The organism is Flavobacterium oreochromis (genome assembly GCF_019565455.1).
In the GTDB taxonomy this organism is placed as follows: domain Bacteria; phylum Bacteroidota; class Bacteroidia; order Flavobacteriales; family Flavobacteriaceae; genus Flavobacterium; species Flavobacterium oreochromis.
In genome coordinates, this window is the sequence record NZ_CP067377.1 from 1,561,977 (window position 1) to 1,577,066 (window position 15,090).

The 15,090-nt window shown below is 27.8% G+C and carries 16 protein-coding genes and 2 pseudogenes; 10 read left to right on the forward strand and 8 right to left on the reverse strand.

Translation table 11 applies throughout. The features are described from left to right. The first annotated feature begins 109 nt into the window (after positions 1-109). The 4 genes and pseudogenes from JJC03_RS17605 to JJC03_RS07495 all read left to right on the forward strand — a co-directional run bounded on the left by JJC03_RS17605 (position 110) and on the right by JJC03_RS07495 (position 2,323). Positions 110-316: a hypothetical protein gene (locus tag JJC03_RS17605; RefSeq protein WP_258932550.1), complete on the forward strand. Its 207-nt coding sequence runs from the start codon at positions 110-112 to the stop codon at positions 314-316. Positions 317-357: 41 nt separating this feature from the next. Beyond that, positions 358-1,194 (forward strand): Ppx/GppA phosphatase family protein, encoded by an 837-nt coding sequence (locus JJC03_RS07485; RefSeq protein WP_258932598.1) that lies wholly within the window; start codon positions 358-360, stop codon positions 1,192-1,194. Positions 1,195-1,236: 42 nt separating this feature from the next. After that, positions 1,237-1,882: pseudogene (locus JJC03_RS07490) on the forward strand (queuosine precursor transporter). A gap of 72 nt (positions 1,883-1,954) precedes the next feature. After that, on the forward strand, positions 1,955-2,323 hold the full coding sequence (locus JJC03_RS07495) for a hypothetical protein (RefSeq protein WP_088399464.1): 369 nt from the start codon (positions 1,955-1,957) through the stop codon (positions 2,321-2,323). A gap of 165 nt (positions 2,324-2,488) precedes the next feature. On the opposite strand, the gene JJC03_RS07500 is transcribed toward JJC03_RS07495, so the two are convergent. From JJC03_RS07500 to JJC03_RS17615, 3 genes are read right to left on the reverse strand one after another with little or no spacing between them, the layout of a single operon-like run. Further along, positions 2,489-3,691 (reverse strand): MFS transporter, encoded by a 1,203-nt coding sequence (locus JJC03_RS07500; protein WP_235874264.1) that lies wholly within the window; start codon positions 3,689-3,691, stop codon positions 2,489-2,491. Positions 3,692-3,697: 6 nt separating this feature from the next. Then, a complete protein-coding gene (locus JJC03_RS17610) occupies positions 3,698-4,048 on the reverse strand; it encodes a hypothetical protein (RefSeq protein ID WP_258932551.1) in 351 nt (116 codons plus the stop codon). Then, positions 4,045-4,338: a PAS domain S-box protein gene (locus tag JJC03_RS17615; RefSeq protein WP_258932552.1), complete on the reverse strand. Its 294-nt coding sequence runs from the start codon at positions 4,336-4,338 to the stop codon at positions 4,045-4,047. The genes JJC03_RS17610 and JJC03_RS17615 overlap by 4 nt, the downstream gene beginning before the upstream one ends. A gap of 182 nt (positions 4,339-4,520) precedes the next feature. On the opposite strand from JJC03_RS17615, the pseudogene pyrH reads away from it, so the two are divergent. From pyrH to JJC03_RS07530, 6 genes and pseudogenes are all read left to right on the forward strand, one after another. After that, positions 4,521-5,227: pseudogene (pyrH, locus tag JJC03_RS07510) on the forward strand (UMP kinase). Between the two features lie 51 nt (positions 5,228-5,278). Then, the gene (frr, locus tag JJC03_RS07515) at positions 5,279-5,842 is read left to right on the forward strand and encodes a ribosome recycling factor (protein ID WP_088399472.1); all 564 of its coding nucleotides are present in this window, start codon (positions 5,279-5,281) and stop codon (positions 5,840-5,842) included. Between the two features lie 174 nt (positions 5,843-6,016). Continuing rightward, positions 6,017-6,178, forward strand: a complete 162-nt coding sequence (locus JJC03_RS17620) for a hypothetical protein (protein ID WP_258932553.1) — start codon at positions 6,017-6,019, stop codon at positions 6,176-6,178. A 20-nt stretch (positions 6,179-6,198) separates the two neighbouring features. Further along, a complete protein-coding gene (locus tag JJC03_RS07520; protein ID WP_258932554.1) occupies positions 6,199-7,089 on the forward strand; it encodes a Ppx/GppA phosphatase family protein in 891 nt (296 codons plus the stop codon). Positions 7,090-7,247: 158 nt separating this feature from the next. Continuing rightward, entirely contained in the window at positions 7,248-8,171 is a 924-nt protein-coding gene (locus JJC03_RS07525; protein ID WP_235874265.1) for a hypothetical protein, read from the forward strand. Positions 8,172-8,242: 71 nt separating this feature from the next. Beyond that, on the forward strand, positions 8,243-10,999 hold the full coding sequence (locus JJC03_RS07530) for a TonB-dependent receptor (RefSeq protein ID WP_088399478.1): 2,757 nt from the start codon (positions 8,243-8,245) through the stop codon (positions 10,997-10,999). Positions 11,000-11,531: 532 nt separating this feature from the next. Here the strand turns inward: JJC03_RS07530 and JJC03_RS07535 are convergent. The 5 genes from JJC03_RS07535 to JJC03_RS07555 all read right to left on the reverse strand — a co-directional run bounded on the left by JJC03_RS07535 (position 11,532) and on the right by JJC03_RS07555 (position 14,885). Next, positions 11,532-12,026 carry a hypothetical protein gene (locus tag JJC03_RS07535; RefSeq protein ID WP_235874266.1) on the reverse strand — a complete coding sequence of 165 codons (495 nt, stop codon included), beginning with the start codon at positions 12,024-12,026 and terminating at the stop codon, positions 11,532-11,534. Between the two features lie 331 nt (positions 12,027-12,357). Continuing rightward, positions 12,358-12,747: a hypothetical protein gene (locus JJC03_RS07540; RefSeq protein ID WP_235874267.1), complete on the reverse strand. Its 390-nt coding sequence runs from the start codon at positions 12,745-12,747 to the stop codon at positions 12,358-12,360. A gap of 328 nt (positions 12,748-13,075) precedes the next feature. Further along, entirely contained in the window at positions 13,076-13,450 is a 375-nt protein-coding gene (locus tag JJC03_RS07545) for a hypothetical protein (protein WP_088399484.1), read from the reverse strand. Between the two features lie 140 nt (positions 13,451-13,590). Beyond that, a complete protein-coding gene (locus JJC03_RS07550; RefSeq protein ID WP_235874268.1) occupies positions 13,591-13,992 on the reverse strand; it encodes a hypothetical protein in 402 nt (133 codons plus the stop codon). Positions 13,993-14,510: 518 nt separating this feature from the next. After that, on the reverse strand, positions 14,511-14,885 hold the full coding sequence (locus JJC03_RS07555; protein WP_088399488.1) for a hypothetical protein: 375 nt from the start codon (positions 14,883-14,885) through the stop codon (positions 14,511-14,513). Positions 14,886-15,090 lie beyond the last annotated feature (205 nt).

Below are 15,090 nucleotides of genomic sequence, written 5' to 3' on the forward strand. Positions count from 1 at the left end.
TAAACGTTAGGCAAATTTAAAAAGGAAATGATGTAAAATCCTATAAAAACTATAGAAATATTTCTACTATTATTTTTGTTTTTATATCTAAATTTGCTTAAAATTGAGCATGAAATTCAAGAGTATGAAAATTAAAAAACTAATTACACATTTTTTTTTATTTGCAAGTATTATTTTATCTTCTGCACAGAGTAAAAATCTTTATGGAGGAATAGAAATAGGAGGAAAAGGCGTAAAGGTATCAGTTATTGATGTTGATAATATTAGAAAAGGAGATTATGAAATAAAATCTTTTGGACTGACAACATTGGTATAGCAAAAGGAATATCTATAGATGGTAATTTACTCAATGAAGATATAACAAAGGCTGTTGAAGTTGTAACAGCTGATTATTTGAAGATAAAAAATGAATTTCAAGTACCTGTAGAAAATATTTTTGTAGTAGGGTCTTCAGGAGTTGCGCAAGCGAAAAATACTAATTTGTTAACGGAAAAAATAAAAACGGCTATCAACAAAGATCTAGAATTTATTACTGCTAATAATGAAGGGAAAATGTTGATGAGAGGTTTAATTCCAGCAGAAAATTATCCAACATCTATGGTCTTAGATATTGGAGGAGGTAATACAAAAGGAGGTTATATTGATATCGTTAATAATGAGAATTTTGTGTTTTTTCCTATTAATTTAAATTATGGAACCATAACCCTTACAGAAGCGGTTAATAAAAGAACTAAAACAGCTTCACTTTCTGAATTTAGTGAAAAATCATTTGGTATCTTACCAGAATTAAGAGAACAGGTAAAAGCAATGTATAATTCAGGAAAAAATGCTTTAGATAAACCTAATGTATATCTTTCAGGAGGTTCAGTATGGGCTTTTTATACGCTTTATAATGGTTTGGCTAAAGAAAATTTTAATGAATTTAAATTAGAAGATGTAATTAATTATGATGCTATTTTGAAAAATAATTTCAAAAAGTTTGAAGAGTTGGCTAAGAAAGATCCAGAAATAGATCGTGTATTAAAAACATATTCACAGAAACATTTAATATCAGGAAGTAATATTTTGATTGTAGCTCTTGAGGCAATACCCAATATTGATGAAAAGAAATTGTATTTTGCTAAACAAGGACATATTGCTTGGTTAGTATCCTATGTGGCGGAATATTCTAAAAAAGTAAAGAAAATTTGGTAGTCAAAACTTTCCGTTTTTTTGATCTAAAATTATAAACTGTACATGTTTCAAAATAAAAAAGAAGTTTTATTTACTATTTTAGCTGGTATATTTATAACAAATGCTGTCGTGGCCGAGTTGATAGGGGGAAACTTATTCAAATTGGTCCCTTTGTAATGAGTATTGGTATACTTCCATGGCCTGTCGTTTTTTTAACAACTGATCTGATTAATGAATATTTTGGAGAAAAAGGAGTTCGTAAACTTTCTTATATAACTGCTAGTCTCATCGTTTATGCCTTTTTGATCCTTTTTTAGCAATTTCTATTCCTTCCGCAGGAATTAGCCCTGTTAATGATGCACAGTTTGTTGCGGTATTTGGACAAAGTATGTGGATTATTATAGGTAGTATTATTGCTTTTATTTTTTCTCAATTAATAGATGTAAGTATTTTTCATTTTGTAAAACAAAAAACAGGGAACTCAAAAATTTGGTTACGAGCAACAGGATCTACTATGATATCACAACTTGTAGATTCTTTTGTCGTTTTAGGAATCGCATTTTGGTTGCCAGGAAAAATAAATTTTGAAACATTTATATCCTCAGCACTAACAGGGTATACCTTTAAATTGAGTTTAGCAATCTTGCTCACGCCTTTAATTTATTTAAGTCATTATTTGATAAAAAAATATCTTAGGGATGATTCTTGAAAAATGAATTAAAACTTTAGGCTCCAAAAAAATCATATTCCTTACATTTGCTACCCAAAAAAATAATTTAAAATGGCTGATCTACTTACAGAATTTAGTGATTCTATTTCTAAAAACCTACCAGGCTTTGTTGCTGTCAGTATTCTTGATATTTATAAAGGAATCATTTATCATTCAAAATCTGTCTTGCCAGATTATAATATAGATCTTGATTCAAATTATATTTTAGAGATGGTTCGTGCTAAACTTAATGGTATTCATGCTCTAAAGCAAACACAACAAATTCAAGATATTACAATTACATTAACTTCTCAATATCATATTGTTGATATTTCTCAAAATCATGAGTTTTTAATTTATCTTGTTGTTGATGCTTCAGAAGCTAACTTAACTATGACTAAAGCTTTGTTGAATAAGCATAAGAAAAGTATTAGTTTATAAAAGAAAGGAGTCCTAAAATAGAATTACTTATCATAAAATGGAACAAATCTTTTAATTTATTAAGACTTAGTTCTGTTTATGTTTTTATAATTCTTTTTAGGACACCTACAATCACACCATAAACAATTAGTCTTTAACCGAATAATTTCTCTGCAATTTTTTCTTTTAGAGAAATTTGTTCCTTTTTAATATTAGATACATGTAGTAGGTTAATCCAACTCCAAGTAATGATATTATTGAGTTTATAAGCCAGTTTGCTTGGTAGCCAATGTCCTGTACTATGGATAGTCCCGTTTTTGAACTTAAAACATGGGCAAAACCATAACTCATTTGAAATGCTGACATGAATATTCCTTCATGGTTTTTGTGACTCCTTTTTAATACTAAACCACTTGCATAAGAAAAAGTTAGCATATTACCAAAAGTCATAAACGCCATAAAAAGCCATAAAACCCAGCTCTTATGTATGCAGTATAAAGAAAAATAGCCTAAAGAAAATAAGGTTAATCCTATAGCGATTGCTAAAGTTTCATTGACTCTTTTTATTTGCATTTTATTAATTAAACGTACTTCAAAAAGTATAAATAAAAGCCCGCTAAATCCAAAAAGCATTCCAGTAGTTACATCCTTTATATGAAAAGCATTTTTTTGGAATAAGGGTAAAATAGTGAATACTTGAAAAAACAAATAACCCGTAATCATTGCAATGACCCAGTTTAATATAAAGGGGATATCTTTAATAGGTGCTAATTTGTCTAGGTTAATTTTTGTTAGATTCAAGTCAAATGGAACTTTACGTTCTTTTACTAATAATGCAAAAATTGAAATTGCAAGTAAGCAAGTTACTCCATCTACCCAAAAAAGAACATCGTAATTCCAATAAGATATGATCAATCCTCCAATTACTGGGCCAAATACTAAACCTAAGTTAGAAGCCGAGCGAATCAAGGATAAAGATTGTAATTTCATTTCTTTGCTCACATAATTATTAACAGTAAGCATCATTGCTGGACGATACATGTCTGCAATTGTTGTTAGTAAAAAAACTATTACACAAATTGCTTCAAAGCTCTTTACGTGTTTAAGAACGAAAAAAATGATACCACTAGTAAAAAGACTAAAAATCATTACTTTGTAAGATCCTATTATGTCTGATAAACGACCGCTTGCAAAAGTACCCACTAATGAACCAATACCAAAACAAACCATTATCCATCCTATTTGTGAATAAGTGAAACCTAATGTTTCGTTAAGATATTTTGATAAAAAGGGAACCACTACGGCTCCCATTCTATTAATTAATGTGATTAAAGCAATTACCTTTATTTCTAGATTAAAGTGTATTTTACTTCTTTTTATAAATTCCATAAAAGATTAGAATAAGTTAAGTTTTGTTGCGAAAAACTTAGAAAAGAAACCACTACGTACATGTTCTAAGTCATCGTTTGTTTTTGCTACTTCTAATTCTTGTTTTTCCTCTTCTTCATTAGCCTCATCGACCATTATTTTTGTTATTAATTGAACATAGGTCATACCTAATTCCTCTAAGTATCCCGTTAAGAATTTTTCACTTCCATCAATTCCTCTTACTTGTTCAATTTGTAATAATTTTGTGTATAAATCTTCTATCTTTTTAACCACTTCTTTAGGTACCGCTTTTCTTCTAGCGATGTATTTAAGGATATTGGCATTCTCATCTACTACATAATCAAAATCTGTTATCACCCAATAATAACGTCCTGATTTTGAAAGGTTTTTGATAATTCCATGAAATTTATGTCCTTTTTAATATTGTCCCATAATACTTTAAAAATTATTTGAGGCATATCAGGATGTCTAACAATACTATGAGGTTGACCTACTAATTCATATTCTTGATAACCTGAAACCTCCGCAAATACTTCGTTTACGTATTCAATGGTACCATAACTGTCGGTTTTACTCATAATAGTTTTAGTCGTGTCCCAGACTACCTCTTCGTTTATAGGTACTGGCTTTTTGATTTCTAAATCCATAATTAATCCAAATTTGCTTATTTACATCAGTAAAGTTACGGCTAAAAAAAATAGAAAAACTGATTTTTGTCATAAAATATATAAAAAAAAGTCTTCTAAAAACTTCTAGTTAAAATTGCTATACCTCCTAAATAAAGAAATAAAGATTTAATTTTTATATTTGCAGAGCAAATTAAAGCGTAATGAAATATAAAAGAATACTCTTAAAATTAAGTGGGGAAGCCTTAATGGGTGAGCGCCAATATGGAATAGAACCAAAAAGATTAGCGGAATATGCTGAGGAAATAAAAAAATACATGACCTAGGGGTGGAAATAGCTATCGTTATAGGTGGTGGTAATATCTTCAGAGGCGTTGCAGGAGCTAGTAATGGTATGGATAGAGTGCAAGGAGATTATATGGGGATGCTAGCTACCGTTATAAATGGTATGGCTTTGCAAAGTGCTCTAGAAGAAAAAGGGATGTTAACCCGTTTGCAAACTGCTTTAAAAATAGAGGCTATAGCAGAACCTTATATTAAAAGAAGAGCTGTTAGACACCTTGAAAAAGGTAGAATTGTAATTTTTGGGGCAGGTACAGGAAATCCTTATTTTACAACAGATACAGCTGCTGTTTTGAGAGGAATAGAAGTAGATGCTGATGTCATATTAAAAGGAACTAGAGTAGATGGAGTCTATAATGCAGATCCAGAAAAAAATCCAGATGCAGTAAAATTTGATTATATTTCTTTTGATGATGTATTGGCAAAAGGGTTAAATGTAATGGACACTACAGCCTTTACATTAAGTCAAGAAAATAAATTACCAATTATTGTGTTTGATATGAATAAAGAAGGAAATTTATTGAAAATTTGTGAAGGAGAAAATATAGGAACTGTTGTTAATATTTAGTATTTGTAATTCATCTATTAGCATAAATTTGAATTAATAAACTTATAATAAATGACTGAAGAAATTAATTTTATATTAGATAGTACAAAAGAATCTATGGAAGGTTCTTTGACACACTTAGAAAAAGAGTTTTTAAATATTAGAGCAGGAAAAGCTTCTCCACAGATGTTAGGTGGTGTTTTTGTAGATTATTATGGATCTCAAACACCTCTTTCTCAGGTTGCTAATATTAATACTCCTGATGCGCGTACTATAACCGTAACGCCTTGGGAGAAGAATATGCTTCAACCTATTGAAAGAGCTATTATGATTGCAAATATTGGTTTTAATCCTATGAATAATGGAGATAATATCATTATATCAGTACCTCCTTTAACAGAAGAACGTCGTAGAGAATTAGCAAAACAAGCAAAATCAGAGGCAGAAGATGCTAAAATAGGTGTTAGAAATGCTCGTAAAGATGCCAATAACGATATTAAAAAATTAGAAAAAGAAGGAACTTCAGAAGATATCTGCAAAACAGCAGAGGATAATGTTCAGAAACTAACAGATGCTTATATCAAAAAAGTAGATGAATTATATGCTATCAAAGAAGCAGAAATAATGAAAGTCTAATTAGAAATTTAAAAGCAATGATTTTTAAAATAGATAAAAATCATTGCTTTTCTTCTATTATATACTTAACTTTATCTGGGTTTTTTTGTAGATTTCTTTCTACATTAATTTTTCAATAAAGACGCGTAAATTGCGTCTTGTTTTTAGTATGGGTAACAACTTAATATTTTCACTATGAGAGTTAAAAAAATATTTTTATTATTATCATTTATTTTTGCTCAGTTTGTATTTGCATCTTATGATGATAGCCTTTTTGGAGGAATTGAAATTGGAAGTAAAGGAATTAAAATTTCAGTTCTAGATGTTGATAACATTAAAAAGGACATTATGAAATAAAATCCTTTTGGACAGAAAATGTGGGTATCGCACGTGGTATTGCTATTGATGGCAAATTAGCACCTGAAGATATTCAAAAAGCTACTGAAGTAGTTTACAGAAATTATTTAAGAATTAAGAATGAATTTAAAGTTACTGAACAAAATATCTTTATTGTTGGATCTTCTGGAGTAGCAATGGCTACTAATACTAAAGAATTAGTAGATTCAGTGAAAAAATTAACAAATAAAGAACTTGACTTTATAGATGCGCAAGCAGAAGGGAAGATGCTTCTAAAAGGATGTATTCCTCCTGTAAATTATTTAAATTCAACAGTCTTAGATATAGGTGGAGGAAATACAAAAGGAGGATATGTAGATACTTTTAATAACGATAACTTTGTTTTCTTCCCTCTTTCGTTTGATTATGGAAGCATAACATTAACAGAAACGGTTAAAAAGAAAGCAAAAAACGAAAGTATAGGAGAGTACAATGAGAAATTGTTTGGTTTAACACCTATGTTAAGAGAACAAATAAAAGCGATGTATAACTCTAAACCTCAAGCTTTAGAAAAACAAAATGTTTATATGTCCGGTGGTGCAGTATGGGCTTTTTATACACTCTATAATGGCAATGAAGCAAAGGAAAATTTTAATAGCTTTACCCTAGAAGACGTTATAAATTATGATGCTGTAGTTAAAAATAATTTTCAAAAATATGAAGAGCTAGCTAAAAAAAATAAAGAAGTAGAACGTGTTTTAAAAACATATTCTCAAAAACACTTAATAGCAGGATCAGCTCTTCTTTTAGTTTGTTTAGAAGATATACCAAATGTTAATGAGAAGAAATTATTTTTTGCTAAACAAGGACAAACAGCATGGTTGGTTTCTTATATAGTTGATCGATCAAACAAGATTAAAAAAATATGGTAATTAACTAATCAAAAAGAATATCTACAATTAATCTATTTTAAGTTTATCCTTTTTATTAACACCAAAGTAAATTATACTTTAAGAGTGACAAGCTAGTTTTTAATTTTAGATATTCTTTTGTTTTTATTATGGGCAAAAAAAACTTTTTTTTAATTATTATGTTTTTAGTAGCATCTTTAGGGTTTGCTCAAAAAAAAATAGCAGGTATTGAGTTTAATAATAAGGAAATAAAAGTACTTGTTATAGAATCTAAACCTGAAGCTGCATCTGAGTTTAAGCTAAAGGGTTTTTGGTCAGATCCTATCGTTTTAGATTCTAACGAGAATCGAGCTGGTCTGATAAAAAAGATAGTAGCAGGAATTATTACAAATAGTCAAAAAATTAAATTAGAACAAAATGTAGATTCTGATAAAATATTTTTAATCAGCGATTTAGATTTGTTTTCTGAAATGGAAATGATTACCATTCAAAAAGAACTTTTGATGAAAAATATTTCAAGAATTGATTTCTTAAACAATCAAAAAAGTTGCGAATATATTTTTGAAGGATTATTGAAAAAGGAAGATAAAGATGATGCTGCACTAGTTAATATCAATCAAAATGAGACTACCTTTTGTAGCTATACAAAAAAAGATGGCTTTAAGGTAACAGTTATACCTAATAGTGATTTTCAGAAGTTAGCTTTTTTAAATGATGAATTTAAAAAAGCAGAAGCTTTAAAATTAAATGAAAATATTAAGCAGCTCTATTACTATAATGACGAAATGAGAGATAAAAAAAATATTTATCTAACAGGAGAATCAGCTTGGGCTTCTTATGCTTTATTTAATGGAGGAACTATCGAATTAGAATTTAATCCTGTAAAAATTGAAGATCTTGAAAATCATCAAATTAGTTTAGATAAAAAATTCGATCGTTATCAAGTCCTTGCGTCTGCTAACATTGAAGCTGATAAGGTTCTTACATATTATTCTAAATACGAACTTTCAATTGGAAATAAGTTTTTAACCTTTATTCTTAAGAATTTAGAAGCTAACTCAAAGAAAAAAATTTTTATATTGCAAAAATACAAACAAAGCTAAACTGGTTAATTATTTGTCTCATAAGCTTGCTAATTAACCCTAAAATCTCTTATTTTTAAAAAAATAGAAACATGAATAAAAAATTACAACTCCTACTCTTTCTGAGTTTAGTATTTCATCAAGCCAATTTCGCTCAATTTAAGGTCTTTGGTAATATTAGAAATAGTAATGATGATAACCTTTTTTCTGTAAAAGTTATTTTAGCAAGTGCAGATGAAAAAAAGTATATTCATCAAGTTCACACAGATAAATCAGGTAATTTTGTTTTAAATTCTAAAGAAAAAACAGGTAAGTTAATTTTAAAACTGCCAGGTTACAAGACTACTTATAAATTTATAGAATTTACTCAGAATAAATTAGACGTAGGAATTATTTATCTAGAAGAAGACTTATTAAAAAGTTTAGAAACAGAGTCAGCGCTAGTCGATTTAGCATTTTTAAGAAAATCACCTACAGCTACAAATACTATTTTTGAAAGTACTGAATTTAACCATAATAGTAATAAAGATTTCGTAGAAAGAACATCTTTATTACCTGGTATATATACTACTGCTTTAGGAGGAAGTTATGCACAAAGTAGAATTCGTCTTAGAGGTTATAATCAAAACAATATAACACCTTTATTAGATGGTATATCTTTAAGAGATTACGAAAGTGGCGAGGTAAATTGGTTATTTATAGCTCCTGCAAATGATGCTTTAGATGCTATTCAAATTCAAAGAGGATTAGGATCTTCTAAACTTGTAAACGCATCAGTTGCTGGTACAATCAATTTCTTATTAAGAGATCCTTTTAGAAAATATGATAACTATATATTAGCGGAATCAGGAAATAATGATTACAAAAAGTATAGTTTGAGTTTAAATACAGGTAATGTTGATAAAGGATTTGGACTTAATCTGTCATTATCTAATACCTCTGGTGGAGGATATTTTCCAGGTACGGCTTTTAATGCTACAGGATATTATTTAGGATTAGGATATAAAACAGATAAACATAGATTTACTTTAAAACTGTTAGGTGCGCCAAGCTGGAGTGATTTTAGAACTAGAATAGCTACTATTGCTGATATTTCAAACAAAGCGTTAGTAATTAATCCAAAATACAACGTAGCATATAATAATTATAGAGGTGAAAATATCCCATTAAATACAAGTGCTAATCATACACCTACTTTGAGTTTAGAATGGCAGTATAAAATAAATGATAATAATATTTTTGCTTTAAAGACATATGGTGTTTATGGTAATAATTCTTTTAAAGATTATACAGGAAGCGATATTTTTAATGATTTTAGCCAATTTTTTAATTCTAATAATACAATTGATTATAATTATATTGAAGCGTATAATAGAGGTTTAGCTCCAAATGTTTTAAAAGATGAAAATGATAATCCTGTAAGCTACACTCGCGGATTTTATACTGTAAATGGTAAAAATTTATATTTAAATTCTAGTGAATGGAATGCTAAAACGGCAGGTGTTTCTCAAACAGAAATTTTTAGTAAAAAATTATTGTATGGAACTCTATTAAACTACTCAACTAACCTGACTTCTAAACTTAAGTTTGACATAGGTATTGATGTTAGAAAATCAACTTCTAAAAATACTAAGTATTTAAATAATTTATTTGGTGCAGATGGTTATTTGATTGATCAATTACAAAATAAATCAATTTTTACAACAGAAACTTTCTCTTTAAAGGACAATCTTTACAATCCTTTTAAACAAATTAATACGACAAAAGTTGATTTTTATAAAGAAAATAATACATGGTATTATGGCGCTTATTCGCAGTTGCAGCTAAATCTTAAAAACTTTAACTTCTTACTTCAAGGGGGATATAGTGAAAATGACTTTAGTAAGGTTACCTATGATATCTTTAATACAAACTTATCAGAGACTTCAGAACATGTTAAATTAGATTCTTATAACGTAAAATTTGGTGCTAACTGGAATATTAATACTAAAAATAATATTTGGTTAAATGCTGGTTTAGTATCTAGAGTTCCTATTTTAAACTATGTTTTTGATTTTAGTACAAACAAAATAAAGCCAGGTTATAAGAATGAAGATTTTAAATCAATTGAAGCAGGATATACTTTTTTAAGTAAGAATTTTAACTTAAATTTTATTGCTTATACTAATTATTTAGATAATTCTACAGAACAGTTGTTTGAAACAGGTTATGGTGTTACAGGATTTACACATGATTTAAGCAAGAGAAATTCAGGGCTTGAATTAGATTTTACATACAAACCTTTTGATAGATTTACTATTTATAGTAGCCATACTTATGGAGAAGGGACATATGGTAAGGATGCCAAATATACGGAGTATGATAATAATAAAACCACAGATTTGTTCGTAAAAGATCTAAAAATTGGAGGTGTTCCTGAATGGATGAGTAGTTTGTCGTTAATGGTAGAACCTGTTAGAAGATTATCTTTTACTGTTACAGGGAAATATCATGATAATTTTTATAGTAACACACCAGCTGAACAATATGATCCAGTATGGTATCCTGATTCATATGCTAAATATGATTTAAAACTACCATCATTTTTATTATTTGATACTAGTTTAAAATATAAAATTAGACTTAATAATGATGATTTAGTGAATGTAGGTTTATCCATGAATAATATCTTTGATACCCTTTACATTAACGAATCAACAAGAAGTTTTGGAAACAAACAAATAATTCCAAATACAAATTCAACTTACGGTGATCGTTACCCTGCTAATTTTAGAGGAGTTAACGGTGCTAATACTGCTTTCTTTGGTTTTGGAAGAACTTGGAATTTTGCAGTTCAGTATAGATTCTAAACTTTATTTTAGACAGAAATGATAGCTTAAAGCTAATATTAAAACAAAACAAGCCCGATTATTATCGGGCTTGTTTTGTTTTTGAAATATCGATGAATTGTGTTTGTTTTAAAAAAAATAAATATTGATTGAAGACAATTAATTGATAATATTAATGAAGATATTGCGTTTTTATAATCTATTTTAATAGATTATAATTTAATTTTACTAAATATTTAGTTTTTATATTATATAATCTAAATGTAAAATACAGAATTGTTTTTATACTAAAGGAGTTTTTTTATATTTCATATCAATTTTAGTGGAGATAAAACTATAAACATTAAAGCTTACTATTCCTGATATATTTATTTTCCGGAATAGTAAGCTATAGATTTAGTGTTATTTTTTACTCACTATTTTTCCGTTATTTTCAATTATTAAATGTTTTATAGTAGGTTTGTTTTTGTCAATTATAGTAGTTACCTCCATTTTACCTGTTTTATCCATTACTAGAGTCATTAGTTGGTCTCCTCCTAGATAAGAATGGTAATCACATACTTTTTTTTGAATCTATAATCTTATTAGAGCCCTCTTTTGTTACATTAGCAAAAGTTGTAACAAAATCACCATCTCCATGATAGCTAGCTGTAAAGAATGTGATTTTAAAATCTTTAATTTTTCTTTCTCCAATCTTAGCAAAGGTATAGTCTGTTAGTAAATCTGGATTATTATTTAGTGAAATAAGCTCCTTTTTATAAACTGGAATTAATAGTTTATTGATAACATTAGTGTCTTTAATAGCAATGTATTGACTTTCAGAATCGTTTAATTCATCATAAACTTTTTGGTCGATGATGAAAGGAAATTTTTCTTTTTCAGAAGGAACTAAATATGAAGCGTCTTTTTCATTATTAGTCTCATCAGTTGTAGTTGCTACTTCTTTTGAAGGAGAAGATTTTGATACTTCGCTTTTTTCATCGGATTTATTATTTGTTTTACATCCAATAATAATGAGTGTTGACAAAAGGAAAATGTTTTTTTTCATGCGGCTATTTGATTTTATAAAATTGATCTTTCAATAAATATTATTAAAAGTTTAGTTTTACTACAGTAAGTAGATTGAATAGTAAATATTGGGGAAGAAAGGGGTAAGTCAAAGATACTAAAAAAGATAAATACTTAGTAATTAGATTCTAAAGAATCTGCTTTTTCTGAGGTTCATATCAATTAAGTGTAAATAATTATATTACAGTCTAGACTTTCTGTTTTTGTTAAACTTTATTTTTCTAGAGTAGTCTAAGCAGAATCGTTTGCTTTATAGCATTTTAAATAAAATAGGCTGTAAAAGATCCTTTACAGCCTATTATTTAAAGAAATTAAGTATTAAATGTTTTACATTTTTTTAGTAATATCTTTTTGTATTTATTTAGCAAAGCTTTGGTCATTCCTAGATTTGCTTTTGTTGAATTTACGGCTAAATAAATGAAATATTCGCTATTCTCAGAAATATCTATGATATGAATTTGAGATTTTAAGTTAATCATGATATCTTCTATGGTTTCATTTAGTCCTAAAGCCTCAATTGCATTTAATTTGGCTTTTACTACTTCTAAATTAAAAGCAGATGCTAATTCAGGGTCAAAATCAGCATCAGCAGATAATGTGTAATATGAAATTCCGCTTTTAATTTCTGCAATAGCGACAGCTAAAAATCCAGGGACATTACTTTTAAGATCTTCTCCAAATTGTTTTAAAAAATCAGACATTTTAAATAAATATAGGGGTTAAGTTTATAACACAAAGTTATATAATAAAATCTTTTTTTTGAAAACAATAAATGAAAAAAGATTTTTTGGTCTTAATTTTTATTTTTTCTAAATAAGTTTTGCTTTGTAATTTACTTTAGATTGACTTTTTTATCCCCAAAAGTGATGTATTTAAATATTAGACTTTGTGTGTATTTTATAATGTATTGTTATTTAGATACATACGGAGGTTTTATTGTTTTTATGAAGATAAGTGGATATCTTTTGTAAGAGTTTTTCAGAAATAAAAAACCATCTCTTTGAGATGGTTTAGATTGGGAGAATATTATTACATTTTTTTAGTAATATCTTTTTTGTATTTGTTTAATAAAGCTTTTGTCATCCCTAGATTCGCTCTGTTAGAGTCTACAGCTAGGTAAATAAAATACTCATTATTTTCAGAAATATCAATAATATGAATTTGAGATTTTAAATTGATCATAATGTCATCGATCGTTTCATTTAACCCTAGTGCATTAATCGCATTTAATTGAGCCTTTACTACTTCTAAGTTAAAAGCAGAAGCTAATTCAGGATCAAAATTTGGATCTGCTGATAATGTATAGTATGAAATTCCGCTTTTAATTTCTGAAATTGCTACTGCAATAAAACCAGGTACGTTTTTTTTAAGGTCTTCTCCAAATTGTTTTAAAAAATCAGACATATATGAGTATTTTAAGAGTATAGTTTATGCCTTCAAATATACGATAATATGAGCGGGTATTCAAATATTAATTGTAGAAAGCTTTCTATGTGTTTTTTTTGATTTTTAAAAATAAAAAAAACCATCTGTAGGAAGATGGTTTATGGGAGTTGATTTGATAGCGGTATATTACATTTTTTTAGTAATATCTTTTTGTATTTATTTAGTAGAGCCTTCGTCATTCCTAAGTTGGCTCTATTTGAATCTACAGCTAAATAAATAAAATATTCATTATTCTCAGAAATATCAATAATGTGGATTTGGGATTTTAGGTTGATCATAATATCTTCAATCGTTTCGTTTAGACCTAAAGCACTAATGGCATTTAATTTAGCTTTTACTACTTCTAAGTTAAAAGCAGAAGCTAATTCAGGGTCAAAATCCGGATTAGAAGATAATGTGTAATATGAAATTCCACTTTTGATTTCTGCGACTGCAACAGCTAAAAATCCTGGTACATTGTTTTTAAGATCTTCTCCAAATTGTTTTAAAAAATCTGACATATAAATAAGTATTAAGGGTTAAATTTCAAAGTAAAATTAATTAGTAATCTGATTTTTTGTTTTTTTAAACCTGTAGAAAAAATTCTACTTTTGTTAATTTTTACTATTTCTAAATAAGATTTATTTGTAAAAAGACTGTTTTTAAGATGTAAGTTGTGGAAAATAATGTTTTTTTTAGTTTTTTAGACTATTTCCTTTAAACATACTGAAAAGGTTTTATTATGTTTAAAATTAGCGTAGAATATTACTTGTAAGTTATGTTTGTACTTTGTTTAAGAAACAATAATTATAATTTAATAGATTTTAGATTGTAGTACCAGTGGTTTTGAAAGTTTATTTTTATGAACAAAAAGAAAAGGGCTTTTAATTATAAAATGATTGTCAGAGTTTTTGTTTTTAATAATAAAATTGAAATGAAGTGTTTTTTATAGCTTTAGTTAAGATTGTTTTTGAGAAAATCTGATTTGATTAAGACTAGGCATTCAGTTATTGTTGAATGCCTAGTTGAAACAAGAGTGTTACATTTTTTTTGTGATGTCCTTTTTATATTTGTTTAATAAAGCTTTGGTCATTCCTAGGTTGGCTTTTCTTGAGTCAACCGCTAAGTATATGAAGTATTCATTATTATCGGATATGTCTATGATGTGAATCTGACTTTTTAGATTGATCATAATATCTTCTATCTCTTCATTAAGACCAAGGGCATTTATAGCATTTAACTTAGCTTTTACGACTTCTAGATTAAAGGCCGAAGCTAATTCAGGGTCAAAATCTGGATTTGTTGATAGTGTGTAATACGATATACCGCTTTTAATTTCTGCTATTGCTACTGCAATAAAACCTGGTACATTACTTTTTAAATCCTCACCGAATTGTTGTAAAAAATCTGACATAAGCGTGTGTTTTTGGTTAATATACTGTTAAATTTAATCAAAAAAACAGATATTTAAAAGTAATAATTAAACAATATTTATTTTTTATTTAATAATAATTCTGCTTAAGTTGTTAAAAGAGTGTGTTTTTGTAGGGGAAACAGTTAAAAAAATGTATTTTGTTTTTCATGAAAAGTAATAAAAAAAGCCCCTATTTGAGGGGCTT

Excerpts from the sequence above, each read along its gene's own strand:
- JJC03_RS07550 (WP_235874268.1), bottom strand. The coding sequence starts at position 13,992 with ATGTCAGATTTTTTAAAACAATTTGGAGAAGATCTTAAAAACAATGTA.
- JJC03_RS17615 (WP_258932552.1), bottom strand. The coding sequence starts at position 4,338 with ATGGATTTAGAAATCAAAAAGCCAGTACCTATAAACGAAGAGGTAGTC.
- JJC03_RS07500 (WP_235874264.1), bottom strand. The coding sequence starts at position 3,691 with ATGGAATTTATAAAAAGAAGTAAAATACACTTTAATCTAGAAATAAAG.
- JJC03_RS07535 (WP_235874266.1), bottom strand. The coding sequence starts at position 12,026 with ATGAAAAAAAACATTTTCCTTTTGTCAACACTCATTATTATTGGATGT.
- JJC03_RS07530 (WP_088399478.1), top strand. The coding sequence starts at position 8,243 with ATGAATAAAAAATTACAACTCCTACTCTTTCTGAGTTTAGTATTTCAT.
- JJC03_RS17620 (WP_258932553.1), top strand. The coding sequence starts at position 6,017 with ATGAGAGTTAAAAAAATATTTTTATTATTATCATTTATTTTTGCTCAG.
- frr (WP_088399472.1), top strand. The coding sequence starts at position 5,279 with ATGACTGAAGAAATTAATTTTATATTAGATAGTACAAAAGAATCTATG.
- JJC03_RS07525 (WP_235874265.1), top strand. The coding sequence starts at position 7,248 with ATGTTTTTAGTAGCATCTTTAGGGTTTGCTCAAAAAAAAATAGCAGGT.
- JJC03_RS07545 (WP_088399484.1), bottom strand. The coding sequence starts at position 13,450 with ATGTCTGATTTTTTAAAACAATTTGGAGAAGACCTTAAAAAAAACGTA.
- JJC03_RS07540 (WP_235874267.1), bottom strand. The coding sequence starts at position 12,747 with ATGTCTGATTTTTTAAAACAATTTGGAGAAGATCTTAAAAGTAATGTC.
- JJC03_RS17605 (WP_258932550.1), top strand. The coding sequence starts at position 110 with ATGAAATTCAAGAGTATGAAAATTAAAAAACTAATTACACATTTTTTT.
- JJC03_RS07495 (WP_088399464.1), top strand. The coding sequence starts at position 1,955 with ATGGCTGATCTACTTACAGAATTTAGTGATTCTATTTCTAAAAACCTA.
- JJC03_RS07555 (WP_088399488.1), bottom strand. The coding sequence starts at position 14,885 with ATGTCAGATTTTTTACAACAATTCGGTGAGGATTTAAAAAGTAATGTA.